This is a genomic window from Radiobacillus sp. PE A8.2, from assembly GCF_045635475.1.
Classification (GTDB): Bacteria; Bacillota; Bacilli; order Bacillales; family Amphibacillaceae; genus JBJGXI01.
In genome coordinates this window covers 14,877-29,562 of the sequence record NZ_JBJGXI010000016.1, presented here as the reverse complement: position 1 = coordinate 29,562, position 14,686 = coordinate 14,877, and the positions used below count along the sequence as shown (strand labels likewise).

The following is a 14,686-nucleotide window of genomic DNA, read 5'->3' as shown; positions in this document are numbered from 1 at the left end:
ACAAAAAATATTTCAACTAATAACCTCTCCTATCTTCATTTTCAACTCTTCTGCTCCTTTACTTCTACAAAGAAAAGCGAATACCCTTGTTAAGCATTCGCTACCGTTAGTTGAATAATCTGATCCATCATTATTTAATTAAAATCTCAATTTCATCGTCGTACTTTGTTAAAAGTTGATCATAAAACTCATTCAGTCTATTATGATACTCTTTTCCTTTTTCCCCTTGAGAAGTTCCCTCACCTAATTCTTGGTTTATATATCTACTAACATATTCACTTCTTTCGGTTGATTTACATATATAGATATCAACGTATTCTTCAGCGGTCATTCCCAATTCCTTAGCTTGACTCTTATAAAATTCAAGGATTGGATTTTCCTTACCTTCAGGTGGTTCAGGAGGTAAAGAATGGTCTGAAGAAATAACTTCTTTTACTTCTTTTGGAAGTTCTATTCCCATCTGCTTTGCTTCCTGAATCATAATCTCTTCTCTTACATAATGTTTTACCACCTGAGGTAATTCTTCATTATTAAAAATTGCTACTAGGCGAATATCTCTAACGGTTATCTCTTTCCCTCTAACTATCGCAGCAATATCATTTTCATCATAAGCAACTGAAGAAGAGCAACTTACACTGACAAACATAATACACAAAAACACTATTATTTTTTTCATTATAAGATCCTCCAATATTAAGTACATATAAATTCTATTTATTCCACATAACTGCGGCGTTAGTTGAACAATTTATTATCAGCAACACTTATCACACTTCTAATAATAAAGCTATTTACACTCGTTTTAGTACCTTATTTACACAAGGTACATAAATTTATTTACCGTTGTTAAAAAGATTCCGATTTCTTATGTTAAATTAGGTGTTAATAAGTTATAAATGTTGTGAGATCAATAAAAAGGAGTACGAAACGTTATGTGATTTTGTACTCCTATTTGATGTGTTATTTACTATTTTTTCTCCTAGAACTGAACCTGTTACACTACGTGGCGCCTTTTTAAATTTACTTTTCTATATGTCGTTCAAAAACAATATAAGAATAAATCCGGTAACCGACGACGATTAAAGCGGCAGCGGATAGCCACTTGAAAGGTGAATCATAAATAAGCAAAATAACGATAAAAGCAAGCAACGCAACTATTGTAACAAAATTACCTGCGAAACCATTGATCGGTTCATTGCTTAGAAAAAGTGTTTTAGCACCTTTCAAATCCTCTGCATAACAAGCTGTATGATATGGGTCTACGATGAAAAAACTAGTTGCTGTAACAAGGTCATCACGAACCCTAATCTCTTTAAGACATTTCGTACAATAGACTGTTCGATCCGTCATCTGTTTACGCCCCCTTATTAACTGTACGAAAAGATTATTACGTTAGTTTCATTTTTTAGGGCGCATTACTTGCAAGATACCGGGTAAATGTTATTTAATCAGAAGGGAAAGCACGGACTTATACGAAGGAGGAATACGGATGGCTTTTGTAATCACCGGACCCTGTGAGACAGAAAAAGCAGGAGAATGCGTGACCGTTTGCCCTGTTGATTGTATTGAAGAAGGACAAGATCAATTTTATATAAATCCTGATATTTGTATCGATTGTGGTGCTTGTAAAGCAGTTTGCCCAGTTGATGCAATTGAAGAGGAATACGATTTAACACCAGAGCAAGAAACTTATTTAGAAAAGGCTGAAAAATATTTCGGCATATAATATAGTGGGGCCCATTCGTAATTCAAGCGAATGGGCCTTTCATGTGAGCGGAGAAAGTTGCTAGCGGGAGAGAAGTATTGACGAAACTAATAACAGGTTGTGTTAATCTATTCTTATAAATAACGGTTTGGACAAGGAGTGGTATGTATGGATTATATTAGCTATTTGCGCTCTATGGTAGGACATGAAAAAGTCATTATGGTAGTAGCTGGTGCGTTAGTATTTGATGCTAGTGATCGGCTGTTGCTTCATCTTCGTAGTGATAATCAAACATGGGGACTTCCTGGTGGTTATATGGAGCTCGGTGAATCGGTTTCTGATACCGCAAGGCGGGAGGCATTTGAGGAAACTGGCTTGCGATTAGGAGCATTGGAGTTATTTAGTATCTATTCAGGACCAGAAAATGAAAAGACATTGCAAAACGGAGATCAGGTGTCTTTAGTGCAAATTTGGTTTACTTGTAAGGATTTCGGTGGTGAGCTAGTCGAACAAAATGAAGAAAGCTTGGATGTGAAATTTTTCGAATTAAACAATCTACCAGATAATTTCTTTCCAAGTCAGAAAAAAGTTATTAATGACTTCCTTTCAGATGGCAAAACTCCTTATGTTAAAGAATAAACATGTCTTTATTAAGCATGGAATGACAGGATTATGCTGTGTCATCTTGTTACGATAAATAAGAAAGGAAGGAGAACATGTGGACGAATTCAAAAGGTTAAGTGCATGTCTTAGCTACATTGAAGCTAACTTGGATCAACAGATAGAAATGGAGCAGTTGTCTACTATTTTCTGTGGCTCAAAGTTCCACTTTTTAAGAATGTTTCAGATCATTACAGGATTTACAGTAGCAGAGTATATACGAAACCGCCGACTAACTTTAGCTGCTAAAGAGCTAACAGCAACGCATGTAAAAGTAATTGATATTGCACTAAAGTATGGCTATGAAACACCAGAATCATTTTCTAAAGCGTTTCGAAAAATGCATGGGATAAGTCCATCCAAAGCGAAGCGTAGCCAAGACATGTTAAAGGCTTTCCCACCGCTTTCCTTTCAAATAACGGTGAAGGGGCTTGAGAATATGAATTATAAGATTGTAGAAAAGGACGCATTTCAGGTTATCGGAAAAGGGATTCGAGTTACGATGAAGGATGAAGAAAATTTCACGGAAATTCCGCAATTTTGGCAAGATATCTACAAATCAGATGTAGGAGAATTAATAGAATCTCATGCAGGCGACCTCGGAATGCTCGGTGCTTGTTTAGAGTACGAGTCAGAAGCAGATGCGTTCATTTATTTTATCGGAGTGGAAAAGGGATTTGCAGAGGTTCCGGAACAGTTGGAAGAAAATCAAATACCAGCATCTACATGGGCAGTGTTTGAAGTGGTTGGCCCAATGCCTGAAGCAATACAGGAGACGACCAAACGAATTTTTTCAGAATGGTTCCCTGCAACAGGCTTTGTCCATGCCGGAACAGCTGACATCGAGGTATATCCACCGCAAAAAGCAACGCCACAGGACGCTGATTACCGGACAGAGATATGGATGCCCGTAAAGAAAGCGTAAGCATAGAAAAAGCCTAAATCGGATTAAGATTTAGGCTTTTTCTATGCTTTTTCAGACAAACGCGTTTGATTTAAGAAACTAATTACAAATTGCTATGGTAGAACAGCCATCCGTGTTATCGTGGAAGTTGTCACTTTCGCTTTGAAAAGAGGGGATTTTATTTATCCATATATTTTAATGATATTCGTAGTTATTTTTTACGCTGGCAATATCTTAGTTGGAAAGGCGCTCAATGATTTACCACCGTTTACGATTGCATTTATGCGATTATTCGTTGCGTTTATTGTGTTAACTCCACTAGGGATCTCATCTTTCTGGAAAAACCGGTTAACTTTTTGGAATCATAAAATACCATTACTCGTGATGACATTAAGTGGGGTCACCTTTTTTAACACATTTATCTACGGAGCGTTACAATTCACTACGGCAACCAATGTGTCTGTATTAGAATCGGTTATACCCGTCGTGACAGTATTGCTAAGCATTTTTCTATTAAAAGAAAAGCTGCAAGGCATCCAGTGGATTGGAATTATATTATCTTTTCTAGGGGCGATATGGGTTGTTTTGGATGGGAAAATCTTTGAATTGGCATCGATAGCTTGGAATATCGGAGATGCTATCATGATAGGAGCTATTATTTCCTGGGCAATTTATTCCATTTGCGTGAAGCGATATATGCATTTGTTTCCGTCTTTTGCTGCCTTGTTTGTGATGACTGGAGTTTCTGTTGTCGTGTTATTACCTATTGTAGGGATCGAATGGGTAGTGACCGGGGTACCTGCATTTTCGGCTTCTAGTCATATGATCGGATTTTTGTATTTAGGAATTTTCCCGTCATTTATTGCGTTAGTTTTTTATAATCGAGCCGTTGATTTATTAAGTGCATCACAGGCTTCTGTATTTTTAAATTTTCTTCCAGTCGTTACGATGCTTGGAGCCTACCTTTGGTTAGGTGAAACGATCACTGTAATGCAAATAATCGGTACATTTATCGTAATTACTGGTGTTATATTGACAACACAATTCCGTGTGAATCGCGGGAAAGTTGATAAGGTTGAATCAGGTCTACGTGAATCTGGGTAAGGTCTGAACTAGAAAACGCATGGATGTTTATACATCCATGCGTTTTCAGTAGGATTTTCATAAATTATGATCGTAGCTCTTTCGGAACCATATTTTCTAGGTTTACACGGTTTAACACCAATACACCAATAACAGCTCCTAAAGCACTACTAGCTAAAAAGCTAGGAATAAATCCAAGTGCCCCGTAAGAAGTTCCCATTAACACATTGGCGTATGGGACAGAGAACAGTGCGCCGATGATACCTGTACCAATCATTTCACCGGTTGCAGCCATATATTTCTTTTTTGTCCAACGATACAAATATCCTGCTAATAGTGCGCCAATCATACCACCTGGGAATGCAAGCAAAGTTCCTAAGCCTAATAAGTTCCGTAGTAATCCAATCGTAAAAGCGATAGTCACTGCTGGAATTGGTCCTAACACTACGGCTGCCATAACATTGACCGCGTGTTGAATCGGATAGACCTTTGCGACACCAATCTGAAATCCAAGAATTGATGATCCGATAACTCCGATTGCTACAAAAATTGCCATTGTCGTTAATAATCTTGTGTTGTTCCTCATAAATAGCTCCCCCTAAATAAAAATAAAAAAACCAGATCCATGACAAGCAGGACCTGGTTTATAACCAAATAGTATGATTTTCCGTACTACTTCCCTCCGCTGGTACGAGCCAGATCAGGTCCTTAGAGTTAAAAAGCATTGTGCTCTTCTCTCAGCCTACACATCCATAGGCACCCCTAGTAGTTTCTATTCAATTGATTAATTTCACTATAGCATAGGGAAGAAAAAAGGTAAACAGACTAAAAGTAAAGCAATTATCTTGAAATCGAGATAATTACCAACTATAATAATTTACATAAAATATATGTGACGCTTTGTTGAATGAATTTACACAAATCAGCTTAATCTAAATAAATAAATAAAGGAGTGTGTAGGATGGAACTAAAGGGTATACATCATGTGTCATCCATTACCGCTGTTGCAAAGGATAATTATGATTTTTATACGAAAGTACTAGGCATGCGTTTGGTGAAAAAATCTGTTAATCAAGACGATACGAGTATGTATCATTTATTTTATGCAGATGAGGTTGGTAATCCAGGTACAGATTTAACGTTCTTTGAAATCCCGAGAGCAGGACACACATATGAAGGAAATAATAGTATCTCCTTTACAGCTCTTCGTGTAGCGAACGATGAGGCGTTGGATTTTTGGAAAAGCAGGTTAGCGGATCATAATGTCAAGCATGAAGCGATAACAGAGGAATTTGGTAGAAAAGTCCTTCACTTTACAGATCACGAGGGTCAGCGACTAGTACTCGTTTCTGATCAAAATAACAAAGGCGTGGCCGGTGGTACACCGTGGGATAAGGCGCCAGTTCCGCAAAACAAAGGAATTATTGGTCTAGGTCCGGTTAGGCTCACTGTGCCGAATCCAGAGCCTACTGTAAAAGTACTAACCGAGATCATGGGTTTTAGACATGCTGGAAGTTATCCTGCCTTTGTCGAGGGTCAGCCTAATATTGAAGTATATGAAACAGGTGAAGGCGGCACTGGTGCAGAGGTGCATATTGAGCACAGAACAGATTTGCCAAAGGAAAAACCTGGCCGTGGCAGTGTGCACCATGTAGCTTTTCGAGTACATGACGAACAGGAGTTATCAGCTTGGAGAGATATAATCAGACAAAACCGGATGCCGAATTCAGGTCTGGTGGATCGCTATTATTTCCAATCGCTGTATTTTAGAGAGCCCAATGGGATATTGTTCGAATTAGCAACAGATGGACCTGGTTTTGCTACAGATGAAGATGTTGAACACTTAGGTGAAACTGTTGCATTACCGCCATTTTTTGAAGATAAACGTGCACAAATTGAAGCGAAATTAAAACCGTTAGATACGAAGCAATCATAAGAGAGGGCCTGAATCGATACTGATTTGGGCTTTTTCTCTACCAATTTACACATAGGGCAATTCATTGAGGTTATTCTAATTACAAAAGGATAAGGAGAATGATTACATGGATAAGCAATCTTTAACAAATAAGGTCGCGATTATTACAGGGGCAGGTTCTGGTATCGGGGAAGCCGCGGCAATTCGCTTAGCTCAGGCAGGCGCAAAAGTAGGGCTAGTCGATTTAAAAGAGAAAAATGCTGCAAAAGTGAAGCAGCAGATTGAAGACATGGGTGGACAAGCACTCATCACAGATACCGATGTGTCGGATCCAAAACGGGTGGAAGACAGTATACAACAAGTGGTAGATCAGTGGGGACGACTGGACATGGTATTTGCTAATGCCGGTATAAACGGAAAAGTTGCCCCGATAGAGGATCTGAGCCCGGAGGATTGGGACCAAACGTTAACAACGAATTTAAAAAGTACATTTTTGACAGTAAAATACGCTATTCCTCATTTGAAGCAAAATGGTGGAAGTATTGTGATAACAAGTTCAATCAATGGTAACCGAACCTTCTCTGGTTTCGGCATGTCTGCCTATAGCTCATCAAAGGCCGGTCAGATGGCTTTTGGTAAAATGGCAGCATTAGAGTTAGCACAATACAAAATTCGAGTGAATGTGATATGTCCTGGTGCAATTAAAACAAACATTGGTGAAAATACTTTTCCTGATAAAGATAACCTAGATAAAATCAAGATTCCGGTTGAGTATCCGGAGGGAAATCAACCGTTAGAGCATCACCCAGGTAGCCCGGAACAAGTAGCTGATTTGGTTCATTTTCTTCTATCGGATGCTTCGAGTCATATTACAGGGACTGAAGTATTTATTGATGGTGCAGAGACATTACTATAAGAGGTTGTTCAAAAAGTCCCAATTGATCACAATGATTACTCAAGAAGCTTATTGACGTCGAATATTGGATTCAGCCGAAAAATCCGGTCCTCACGTAGGTTTTGTCTACGCTCCGGTCCTCTTTTTCTAGCTTCATCCAATCTTCTCGGTGCTAAAAATGGAACTTTTTGAACACGAACTATAAGTAAGAAATGCGATTATGATATACTAAATAGCAAATAAAAGTTTCGTTTTAGAATGAGGTGCACCAATGAATCATCAAGTAAAAGCTGTATTTTTAGACATGGACGGTACGATCTTAAATGACCACAATCGTGCTAGTGACCGCTTGAAATTATACATCCAGCAGTTAAGGCAAAATGGTGTGTATGTTTTCATAGCAACGGGTAGAACTTTAATGGAAATTAGTGACGTGATCCCAGATGATTTTGAAGTTGATGGAATCGTTAGTTCAAACGGGATGGTTGTCACAATTGGTGAGGAGAAGTTAGCGGAGAATGCATTGCCAGCAAAGTTAGTTGAGGATTTAGTAGATAGAGCTCGGAAAAACCATATCTACTATGAAGTGCATCCCAATCAAGGACAAAGATTCTCTCTCGAAAAAGATAAATCTTATATTATTGAGCAAATAAATGATCCAAAACCAGATGGTGTAGAGGAAAGTGAGTGGCGCTCTCGAAAAGAGGCGATCACCGAAGATATCGAATGGGTAGATAGTTTACAACCGAAAAATGTATCGAAGTTTTACTTCTTTAGTAAAGACCGTGCGCATATTAATCAATGGATAAACGAATTGAATCAATTGAAGCAAACGGTTGACTTTACTACTTCATCATCAACTCCGCACAATGTTGAAGTGATGGTTGCGGGAGTGAATAAGGCAACAGGTATCGCTTATTTGTTAGACAAATTCAATTTAGATAAGAAAGATGTATTGGCAATCGGTGACAGTCATAACGATATCCAGATGTTCGAGTTAGTCGGGCATGCAGTCGCGATGAAAAACGCTGACGATACGATGAAAAGCTTAGCGGATGAAGTGTGCGAATATACGAATGAAGAAGACGGTGTTTATCACTATTTGCAAGCGAAATTCAACATATAAGATCAGCGTCAATTTCGTAATTACCTTATGCAGCTGATAATGCGTATAGCGAAGAAATTGACTAACAAGCAGAAGTCGAAGGCAATCCAACCGTCGACTTCTTTGTTTATAAAGATTACATAATACCTTACAATGCTATTCACACTTGGGAATTGTATATACGTATGTTACTAGCGAAAGACCAGTATGATGAGGAATTAGATTTTAAAAATTGGGAGGGGAAAGGAATGTTCAAACCAGATAGGAAAAAGCTTTATGAAGTAAGCCAAGCGTTATCAGAGGTTGCGTTAGGAAAGCGAAAAGCGGACGTAGTAATTACAAATGGAACATTAGTTAATGTTATGTCAGGTGAACTGCTGGAACATACAGATATAGCGGTTAGTAATGGCCGAATTGCCTATGTTGGTGATGCAAACTTTACGATTGGTCCCGACACATCTGTTATTGATGCCGAGGGCAAGTACTTAGCACCGGGTTTCATGGACGGGCACATGCATGTTGAGAGTACGATGTTATCTGTTACTGAATTTGCCAAAGCGGCACTAGTGAAAGGCACGACGAGTATCTTTATGGACCCACATGAGATTGCCAATGTGTTTGGCACTAAAGGGGTTCATCATATGCATGAAGAAGGACAACAGCTGCCAATGAAAGTATTTACTACCTTTCCATCGTGTGTTCCAGCAACAGATGGCTTAGAAGATGCGGGTGCTAGTCTTGGAGTCGAAGAGATCACAGCTGGTTTGGATTGGGAAAATGTTGTAGGGTTAGGCGAAGTAATGAATTTTCCTGGCGTTATTTATGGTGATCCGAAAATGGCAGGGGAGATTGAGGCAACGATCAAGAAGGATAAAACAGTGACTGGTCACTTTCCGGATGGAAGTAATCAGATGCTTCAAGCATATATTGCCCGAGGTGTAACGTCCTGTCATGAGACGGTCACGCGTGAACAAGGATTAGAAAAGCTCCGTCTTGGCATGTATGTAATGATTCGTGAAGGATCAGCCTGGCATGATGTAAAAGAAGTAATCAAAATCGTGACGGAAGATAAAGTAAACACCGATCAAATTTTACTTGTTACAGATGATGTTTATCCGCAAACATTAGTCGAAAAAGGACATTTAAATCATGTGGTTAGTCGTGCGATTGAGGAAGGCGTTAATCCGGTAACGGCGATGCAAATGGCTACCATTAATGTTGCTCGTTATTTCAATAAAACCAATGATTTAGGAAGTTTAACCCCAGGTAAGTGTGCAGACATTTTAATTATAGATGATTTGGAACAAATGGACCCGTCTACCGTGCTAGTAGATGGTCAAGTTGTTGTTAAGGATAAGCAGTTAGTGATTGATTTTCCTTCCTATGAATATCCAGCTGATATTAAAAATTCCGTTACCTTAAACGAAGATTTACAACCAGAAGATTTCCTTGTTGCACATGATAGCACCCCAACTGTAAAGGTGAATGTTATAAAAGCAATAGAAAACAGTGCGCGAACAGAAAAAATGACCGCACAATTATCTTCGGTAGATGGAATAATCGAGCCAGATGTAGAACAGGATGTAATACGCCTAGCTTGTATTGAGCGACACCGTGGTACCGGTCAAATTGCAACAGCATTTGTTCATGGTTTTCAAATAAAACATGGAGCAGTAGCGTCCACCGTAGCGCATGATAGTCACAATTTACTTGTAATGGGGGTTGACCCAGCTGATATGGCGATGGCCGCCAATACATTAGCCGAAATCGGTGGAGGAACAATTGTCGTCAACCAAGGCAAAGTGTTAGCACAGGTAGCATTGCCTATTGCTGGACTAATGTCTGATCAACCGTTAAGAGAGGTGGCGGATCAAGTTGCTCAGCTTGATAACGCTTGGCGAGAAATAGGATGTACGATCCATGCCCCGTTCATGACGTTTTCTTTAATTGCCTTGCCGGTCATTCCAGAAATAAGGATTTCCAATCGAGGGTTAGTAGATGTAAAAACATTTACGTTAATCGATACAGTCATCGAAAAATAATAACTTCCAAAAAAAAGCACTTTCTTTTAAAAAAGTGAGCCAGAGATGTATAATAAGTAAGTGAAAGCGTACACAAAATAGTGAGGTGTGTTTATAATGAAAAAGGTTGTTATTACTGGAGGAAGTGGACTATTAGGCCCATCTGTAATACAGGAATTTTTAGATCATGGATATGATGTATTAAATGTCGACCGTCAATTGCCGAAAGAGCCATTATGTAATTCGTTGATTGCCGATTTAACAAACTTAGGAGAAGTGTATGGGGTATTGCAGGGAGCGGATGCAGTTGTACATTTAGCAGCAATTCCAAGACCAGGCATACATACAAATGAAGTTACTTTTGAAAATAATACGGTAACAACTTACAATATCTTGGAAGCTTGTGGTAATTTAGGTATTAAGAAAGCAGTTATCACATCGAGTGAGTCTGCATATGGCTTAGTATTTCCAACAGTGCGGTTGGAGCCTCAATATGTACCACTTGATGAGGCGCATCCGGCACTACCACAAGATCCGTATGGTTTGTCGAAAATCGTTAACGAACAAACAGGAGAAATGATTCATCGTCGTACGGGCATGCAAGTTGTTTCCTTACGAATTGGGAATGTAATTGCGCCACATATGTATGCGGATTTCCCGGATTTCATTCATAAACCAGAAGTAAGAAGAAAAATTATGTGGAGTTATATCGATGCACGTGATGCAGCATCCGCATACCGATTGGCCGTTGAAAAGGACGGGTTAGGTGCAGTTGCTTTAAATGTGGCGGCTGACGATACGAGTATGGATATAAAAAGTGAAGATTTAATGAAAGAGATTTACCCGGAAGTAGAGATTCGTGGGCCATTAGGCGACTATGAAACACTATTTTCTAATAAAAAAGCGAAAAAATTATTAGACTGGAAGCCAGTTCATAAATGGAGAGATTACGTTAAATTGTAATAATCAGGAGGAGTGGCAAAATGAAATATCGTAAATTAGGAAATACAGGATTAAATGTAAGTGAATTAAGTTTTGGTACATGGGCAATTGGTGGTTCTTGGGGAAAAACGAGTGATGAGGAAGCATTAAATGGTTTGTCGCGAGCAATGGATGCAGGTGTCAACTTCTTCGATACTGCTGATGTTTATGGCGATGGCCACAGTGAAGAGTTATTAGCAAAAGCAACAAAAGGGAAAGAAGATAAAATACACGTTGCAACAAAATTTTGTCGAGCAGGAGATATTCACGATTTACAAACGTATTCAGAACAATCCGTAACAGATTATTGTGACGCAAGCCTGAAGCGTTTAGAACGTGAACAGATTGATTTATTCCAAATTCACTGTCCACCCTTTGAAATTCTCAAAGAAGGTAGTGTCTTTGAAGTATTGGATAAATTACAAGCACAAGGGAAAATTCGCAACTATGGTGTAAGTGTTGAAACAGTAGAAGAAGCATTATTTTGCTTAGAACAGCCAAACGTTAGCACGCTTCAAGTAATCTTTAACATTTTTCGTCAGAAGCCTATGGACGAGTTGTTTCCAAAAGCGCTTGAAAAAGGTGTTGGGATTCTTGCACGTGTACCATTAGCAAGCGGCTTATTAACAGGAAAGTTCAATTCTAACCATCAATTTGAGTCTGATGACCATCGCAATTTTAATCGTGATGGAGATGCTTTCAATGTCGGTGAAACCTTTGCTGGATTACCGTTTGAAAAAGGGGTAGAATTAAGTAGACAGCTAGAGTGGATTGCAACCGATAGAGGTAACATGACGCGTGCTTCGTTAAAGTGGATTCTAGAGCATGAAGCGATCTCTACAGTTATTCCAGGCTTTAAAACCGTTAAGCAAGTGGAAGATAATTTAGAAGCGGTAAAAGTTCCTGATTTTACGGATAAAGAAATGCAAAGACTAATGGACTTTTATAATAATGAAATTCATCAGCATATTCGCGGAGCATATTAAATACTGGATGGGACCTGGCAAAAGGCGAGGTCCCATTATATTATAATAAGAATACATAAGATGTTATTGGTGATTGTGGATAGGAGGGTATATATGCAGCGGGGTAGCTTCCAATGGATGAAGTCATTGAACAAATCGATTATTCTAAACAAAATCCGAATAAATGGGCCGATTTCAAGAGCACAAATTTCCAAGGATACACAATTAACCCCTCCAACAGTTGGAACGATTGTAAAAGAGTTAATTGAACAAGGTTTAGTAAAAGAAAGTACACAAGGTATCTCACAAGGTGGCCGTAAACCAACGATGCTTGTTATTAATAGTACTGAATTTTATATTATCGGTATTGATGCCGGCCCTAAAGATATTAAGTTTGTGCTTTCAGATTTATCAGGAAAATTGGTAGACCGTCAGATAATAGCAATTCAAGCTGGTTTGTCGAATGAGAAGTTTTTAACGATATTAAAAGAAGGCATTTACGAAATGATGGACGAGAATCATCAACATAAGGAAAAAATAATTGGTGTTGGTGTTGCGATGCACGGTGTAGTTGATATTGAAACTGGTACTTCTTTGTTTGCACCTAATTTACATTTGCGCGATATACCGATCAAACAAGCGTTGGAAGCAGAATTTGAGTTTGTGGTGAAAGTAGAAAACGATGCTAGGTCGATGGCACTCGGTGAAGCGTGGTTTGGTGACAGTGTTGCTTTAGATAGTATGATGACCGTCAATATTGGCCGTGGTGTCGGAGCAGGATTAATCGTTAATGGCAAGCTGTACCATGGCGCATATGATATAGCAGGTGAAATTGGACATATGACGATTGATATTCACGGTCAATTGTGTGAATGTGGCAATCATGGTTGTTTACAAACCTTTGCATCAGGACCTGCATTAGCAGAGCGTGCACTGCAAGCGCTAGAACAAAACGAGCAAAGTAGTTTAACGCAGTGGACTAAAGATGGAAGTGAATTAACAGGCGAGGTTATTTATCAAGAAGCTATCAATGGTGATGAATTTGCCAAGAAGATTCTCGAAGAAACCGGCATGTATATAGGAGTCGGATTAACCAATTTGATCCATATTATTAATCCGAGCAAAGTTATCATTGGTGGTGGGGTTTCTAACGCTGGAGAATTCATTTTAAACTCAATTCAATCGACGATCGAAAAGCGTGCATTAACGGCGCAAGCCAAAAAGACGGAAGTAGTTATTTCTTCGTTAAGGGAGAACGCTACCGTGTTGGGTGCAGTTGCTTTGCTGCTGGTTGAATTATTTGATTTAAACGGATCAGTTTCAAATTGAAGGAAAGGAACAGTCTGAGACTTCGCAGACAGCGCTCTTTGCGATCTAGGAGGCTGAAGCGTTCCCCATAGCTGTCAACATAAGAAACAGAACAATATAATACAAACAAGTTAGCTCTTTCTAAATCAATACATTGAAAAATTCCGATAATTGGTAAGTTCTCGGACAAGGTGTCAAGAGAAGTGTTTAAAAACCTATCACCCAGAGAACGATTCTTTATAAGAGAGGTTAAGAATGTCGAAAGGGGATATATTTTCCGCGTCTTGCATCGGATCAACTGGAAGCCATCCGCGGTGTGTATCCCATAACCATAGTTTTGTATTTGTTGGTATTCGACTAATATAAGACGCTCCTTGCTTATCAATTTTCTTTAGATTCTCCGCTGAATAGTAACCAAGATCTCTTAAACATAGATCTTCTGGTCGGAGAGATGCTTCTACATCAAGCGCGGCTTTTCGATCACTAGCCTTTCCGTGATGCACAGAAGTATGAAGGAATCGGCCTTGATACCATTCACATTCAAACTGCACCTTCACACCAGAGCCATTAGTACCAAGATAATTTGTAAGGTGATTCGGTAATTGAAAAGACGTGGCATCCATAATCCTTATCCGTGAGAACATGCGATTCTCATCAATCGGAGCAACAAACCAGTCTTGTTTAGATAATAATTGAAAGAAAATCTCTTTCAGAAACGCTGTCGCACTATCATTAAAACGACTATCTAGTGCCTGCTTGGAAAGAGATGTTTTCGATTGAAGAGAAAGTGTGCCACAAAGCTCATGTAAACTTTCATCACTTACGGAATCAGCTGAAAGAGAGCAAAGCACGAGAAAATCTTCAGGCTTTAGCTTGCCTTTTCGTTGAACAAACTTAGTATCTCTAGCAATTCGACGCAACGCTGATTTAGATATTGTAGAATAAATAGCTTCTGCAAACGGACGAATGTCTTTAAGTGAAATCATGAAAAATCATCCTTTCTTGGTGAATTGATCAAGGAAGGATAGCAAAAGATTCCACTATTTTAAAGTATTGTGCTTAGTTTGACGGCTATGGGGTCAGGATTACTGTTCCTGTCTATAAGAATAAAATTTAAGGTCCTGCTGGAACGATAAACCTGACC

At 39.0% G+C, this 14,686-nt stretch carries 15 protein-coding genes and 1 riboswitch; of the genes, 11 read left to right on the top strand and 4 right to left on the bottom strand.

Going from position 1 to position 14,686, the window contains the following annotated elements; translation table 11 throughout:
* Window positions 1-130: 130 nt before the first annotated feature.
* Together ACI6MV_RS10325 and ACI6MV_RS10320 are read right to left on the bottom strand one after the other, a co-directional pair.
* A complete protein-coding gene (locus ACI6MV_RS10325) occupies window positions 131-676 on the bottom strand; it encodes a SurA N-terminal domain-containing protein (protein WP_407270211.1) in 546 nt (181 codons plus the stop codon).
* 344 nt (window positions 677-1,020) lie between these two features.
* Window positions 1,021-1,350: a hypothetical protein gene (locus ACI6MV_RS10320; protein ID WP_407270210.1), complete on the bottom strand. Its 330-nt coding sequence runs from the start codon at window positions 1,348-1,350 to the stop codon at window positions 1,021-1,023.
* 139 nt (window positions 1,351-1,489) lie between these two features.
* Here ACI6MV_RS10320 and ACI6MV_RS10315 point away from each other — a divergent pair, with 139 nt between their 5' ends.
* The 4 genes from ACI6MV_RS10315 to ACI6MV_RS10300 all read left to right on the top strand — a co-directional run bounded on the left by ACI6MV_RS10315 (window position 1,490) and on the right by ACI6MV_RS10300 (window position 4,373).
* Complete coding sequence (locus ACI6MV_RS10315) at window positions 1,490-1,726, top strand: ferredoxin family protein (RefSeq protein ID WP_407270209.1); 237 nt, start codon at window positions 1,490-1,492, stop codon at window positions 1,724-1,726.
* A gap of 147 nt (window positions 1,727-1,873) precedes the next feature.
* Window positions 1,874-2,344: an NUDIX hydrolase gene (locus ACI6MV_RS10310; protein ID WP_407270208.1), complete on the top strand. Its 471-nt coding sequence runs from the start codon at window positions 1,874-1,876 to the stop codon at window positions 2,342-2,344.
* Between the two features lie 79 nt (window positions 2,345-2,423).
* Window positions 2,424-3,290, top strand: coding sequence for an AraC family transcriptional regulator (locus ACI6MV_RS10305; protein ID WP_407270207.1), 867 nt, complete (start codon window positions 2,424-2,426; stop codon window positions 3,288-3,290).
* 177 nt (window positions 3,291-3,467) lie between these two features.
* The gene (locus ACI6MV_RS10300) at window positions 3,468-4,373 is read left to right on the top strand and encodes a DMT family transporter (protein WP_407270206.1); all 906 of its coding nucleotides are present in this window, start codon (window positions 3,468-3,470) and stop codon (window positions 4,371-4,373) included.
* 64 nt (window positions 4,374-4,437) lie between these two features.
* On the opposite strand, the gene thiW is transcribed toward ACI6MV_RS10300, so the two are convergent.
* Window positions 4,438-4,938 (bottom strand): energy coupling factor transporter S component ThiW, encoded by a 501-nt coding sequence (thiW, locus tag ACI6MV_RS10295; protein WP_407270205.1) that lies wholly within the window; start codon window positions 4,936-4,938, stop codon window positions 4,438-4,440.
* 74 nt (window positions 4,939-5,012) lie between these two features.
* A riboswitch (TPP riboswitch) is annotated at window positions 5,013-5,126 on the bottom strand.
* Window positions 5,127-5,313: 187 nt separating this feature from the next.
* On the opposite strand from thiW, the gene ACI6MV_RS10290 reads away from it, so the two are divergent.
* From ACI6MV_RS10290 to ACI6MV_RS10260, 7 genes are all read left to right on the top strand, one after another.
* Window positions 5,314-6,288 (top strand): ring-cleaving dioxygenase, encoded by a 975-nt coding sequence (locus ACI6MV_RS10290; protein WP_407270204.1) that lies wholly within the window; start codon window positions 5,314-5,316, stop codon window positions 6,286-6,288.
* Between the two features lie 106 nt (window positions 6,289-6,394).
* Entirely contained in the window at window positions 6,395-7,183 is a 789-nt protein-coding gene (locus ACI6MV_RS10285; RefSeq protein ID WP_407270203.1) for an SDR family oxidoreductase, read from the top strand.
* Between the two features lie 250 nt (window positions 7,184-7,433).
* Entirely contained in the window at window positions 7,434-8,288 is an 855-nt protein-coding gene (locus ACI6MV_RS10280) for a Cof-type HAD-IIB family hydrolase (RefSeq protein WP_407270202.1), read from the top strand.
* 227 nt (window positions 8,289-8,515) lie between these two features.
* The gene (ade, locus tag ACI6MV_RS10275; RefSeq protein ID WP_407270201.1) at window positions 8,516-10,309 is read left to right on the top strand and encodes an adenine deaminase; all 1,794 of its coding nucleotides are present in this window, start codon (window positions 8,516-8,518) and stop codon (window positions 10,307-10,309) included.
* A gap of 96 nt (window positions 10,310-10,405) precedes the next feature.
* On the top strand, window positions 10,406-11,251 hold the full coding sequence (locus ACI6MV_RS10270) for an NAD-dependent epimerase/dehydratase family protein (RefSeq protein ID WP_407270200.1): 846 nt from the start codon (window positions 10,406-10,408) through the stop codon (window positions 11,249-11,251).
* A gap of 20 nt (window positions 11,252-11,271) precedes the next feature.
* The gene (locus ACI6MV_RS10265; RefSeq protein ID WP_407270199.1) at window positions 11,272-12,255 is read left to right on the top strand and encodes an aldo/keto reductase; all 984 of its coding nucleotides are present in this window, start codon (window positions 11,272-11,274) and stop codon (window positions 12,253-12,255) included.
* A 93-nt stretch (window positions 12,256-12,348) separates the two neighbouring features.
* Window positions 12,349-13,563: an ROK family transcriptional regulator gene (locus ACI6MV_RS10260; protein ID WP_407270198.1), complete on the top strand. Its 1,215-nt coding sequence runs from the start codon at window positions 12,349-12,351 to the stop codon at window positions 13,561-13,563.
* Between the two features lie 197 nt (window positions 13,564-13,760).
* On the opposite strand, the gene ACI6MV_RS10255 is transcribed toward ACI6MV_RS10260, so the two are convergent.
* Window positions 13,761-14,528, bottom strand: coding sequence for an IS4 family transposase (locus ACI6MV_RS10255; RefSeq protein WP_407270197.1), 768 nt, complete (start codon window positions 14,526-14,528; stop codon window positions 13,761-13,763).
* Between the last annotated feature and the right edge of the window lie 158 nt (window positions 14,529-14,686).

Bases quoted from the DNA above. Each gene is read 5' to 3' on its own strand.
- ACI6MV_RS10315 (WP_407270209.1), top strand. From the start codon at position 1,490: ATGGCTTTTGTAATCACCGGACCCTGTGAGACAGAAAAAGCAGGAGAA.
- ACI6MV_RS10285 (WP_407270203.1), top strand. From the start codon at position 6,395: ATGGATAAGCAATCTTTAACAAATAAGGTCGCGATTATTACAGGGGCA.
- ACI6MV_RS10290 (WP_407270204.1), top strand. From the start codon at position 5,314: ATGGAACTAAAGGGTATACATCATGTGTCATCCATTACCGCTGTTGCA.
- thiW (WP_407270205.1), bottom strand. From the start codon at position 4,938: ATGAGGAACAACACAAGATTATTAACGACAATGGCAATTTTTGTAGCA.
- ACI6MV_RS10300 (WP_407270206.1), top strand. From the start codon at position 3,468: ATGATATTCGTAGTTATTTTTTACGCTGGCAATATCTTAGTTGGAAAG.
- ACI6MV_RS10325 (WP_407270211.1), bottom strand. From the start codon at position 676: ATGAAAAAAATAATAGTGTTTTTGTGTATTATGTTTGTCAGTGTAAGT.
- ACI6MV_RS10255 (WP_407270197.1), bottom strand. From the start codon at position 14,528: ATGATTTCACTTAAAGACATTCGTCCGTTTGCAGAAGCTATTTATTCT.
- ACI6MV_RS10310 (WP_407270208.1), top strand. From the start codon at position 1,874: ATGGATTATATTAGCTATTTGCGCTCTATGGTAGGACATGAAAAAGTC.
- ACI6MV_RS10260 (WP_407270198.1), top strand. From the start codon at position 12,349: ATGCAGCGGGGTAGCTTCCAATGGATGAAGTCATTGAACAAATCGATT.
- ACI6MV_RS10265 (WP_407270199.1), top strand. From the start codon at position 11,272: ATGAAATATCGTAAATTAGGAAATACAGGATTAAATGTAAGTGAATTA.
- ade (WP_407270201.1), top strand. From the start codon at position 8,516: ATGTTCAAACCAGATAGGAAAAAGCTTTATGAAGTAAGCCAAGCGTTA.
- ACI6MV_RS10280 (WP_407270202.1), top strand. From the start codon at position 7,434: ATGAATCATCAAGTAAAAGCTGTATTTTTAGACATGGACGGTACGATC.
- ACI6MV_RS10320 (WP_407270210.1), bottom strand. From the start codon at position 1,350: ATGACGGATCGAACAGTCTATTGTACGAAATGTCTTAAAGAGATTAGG.
- ACI6MV_RS10270 (WP_407270200.1), top strand. From the start codon at position 10,406: ATGAAAAAGGTTGTTATTACTGGAGGAAGTGGACTATTAGGCCCATCT.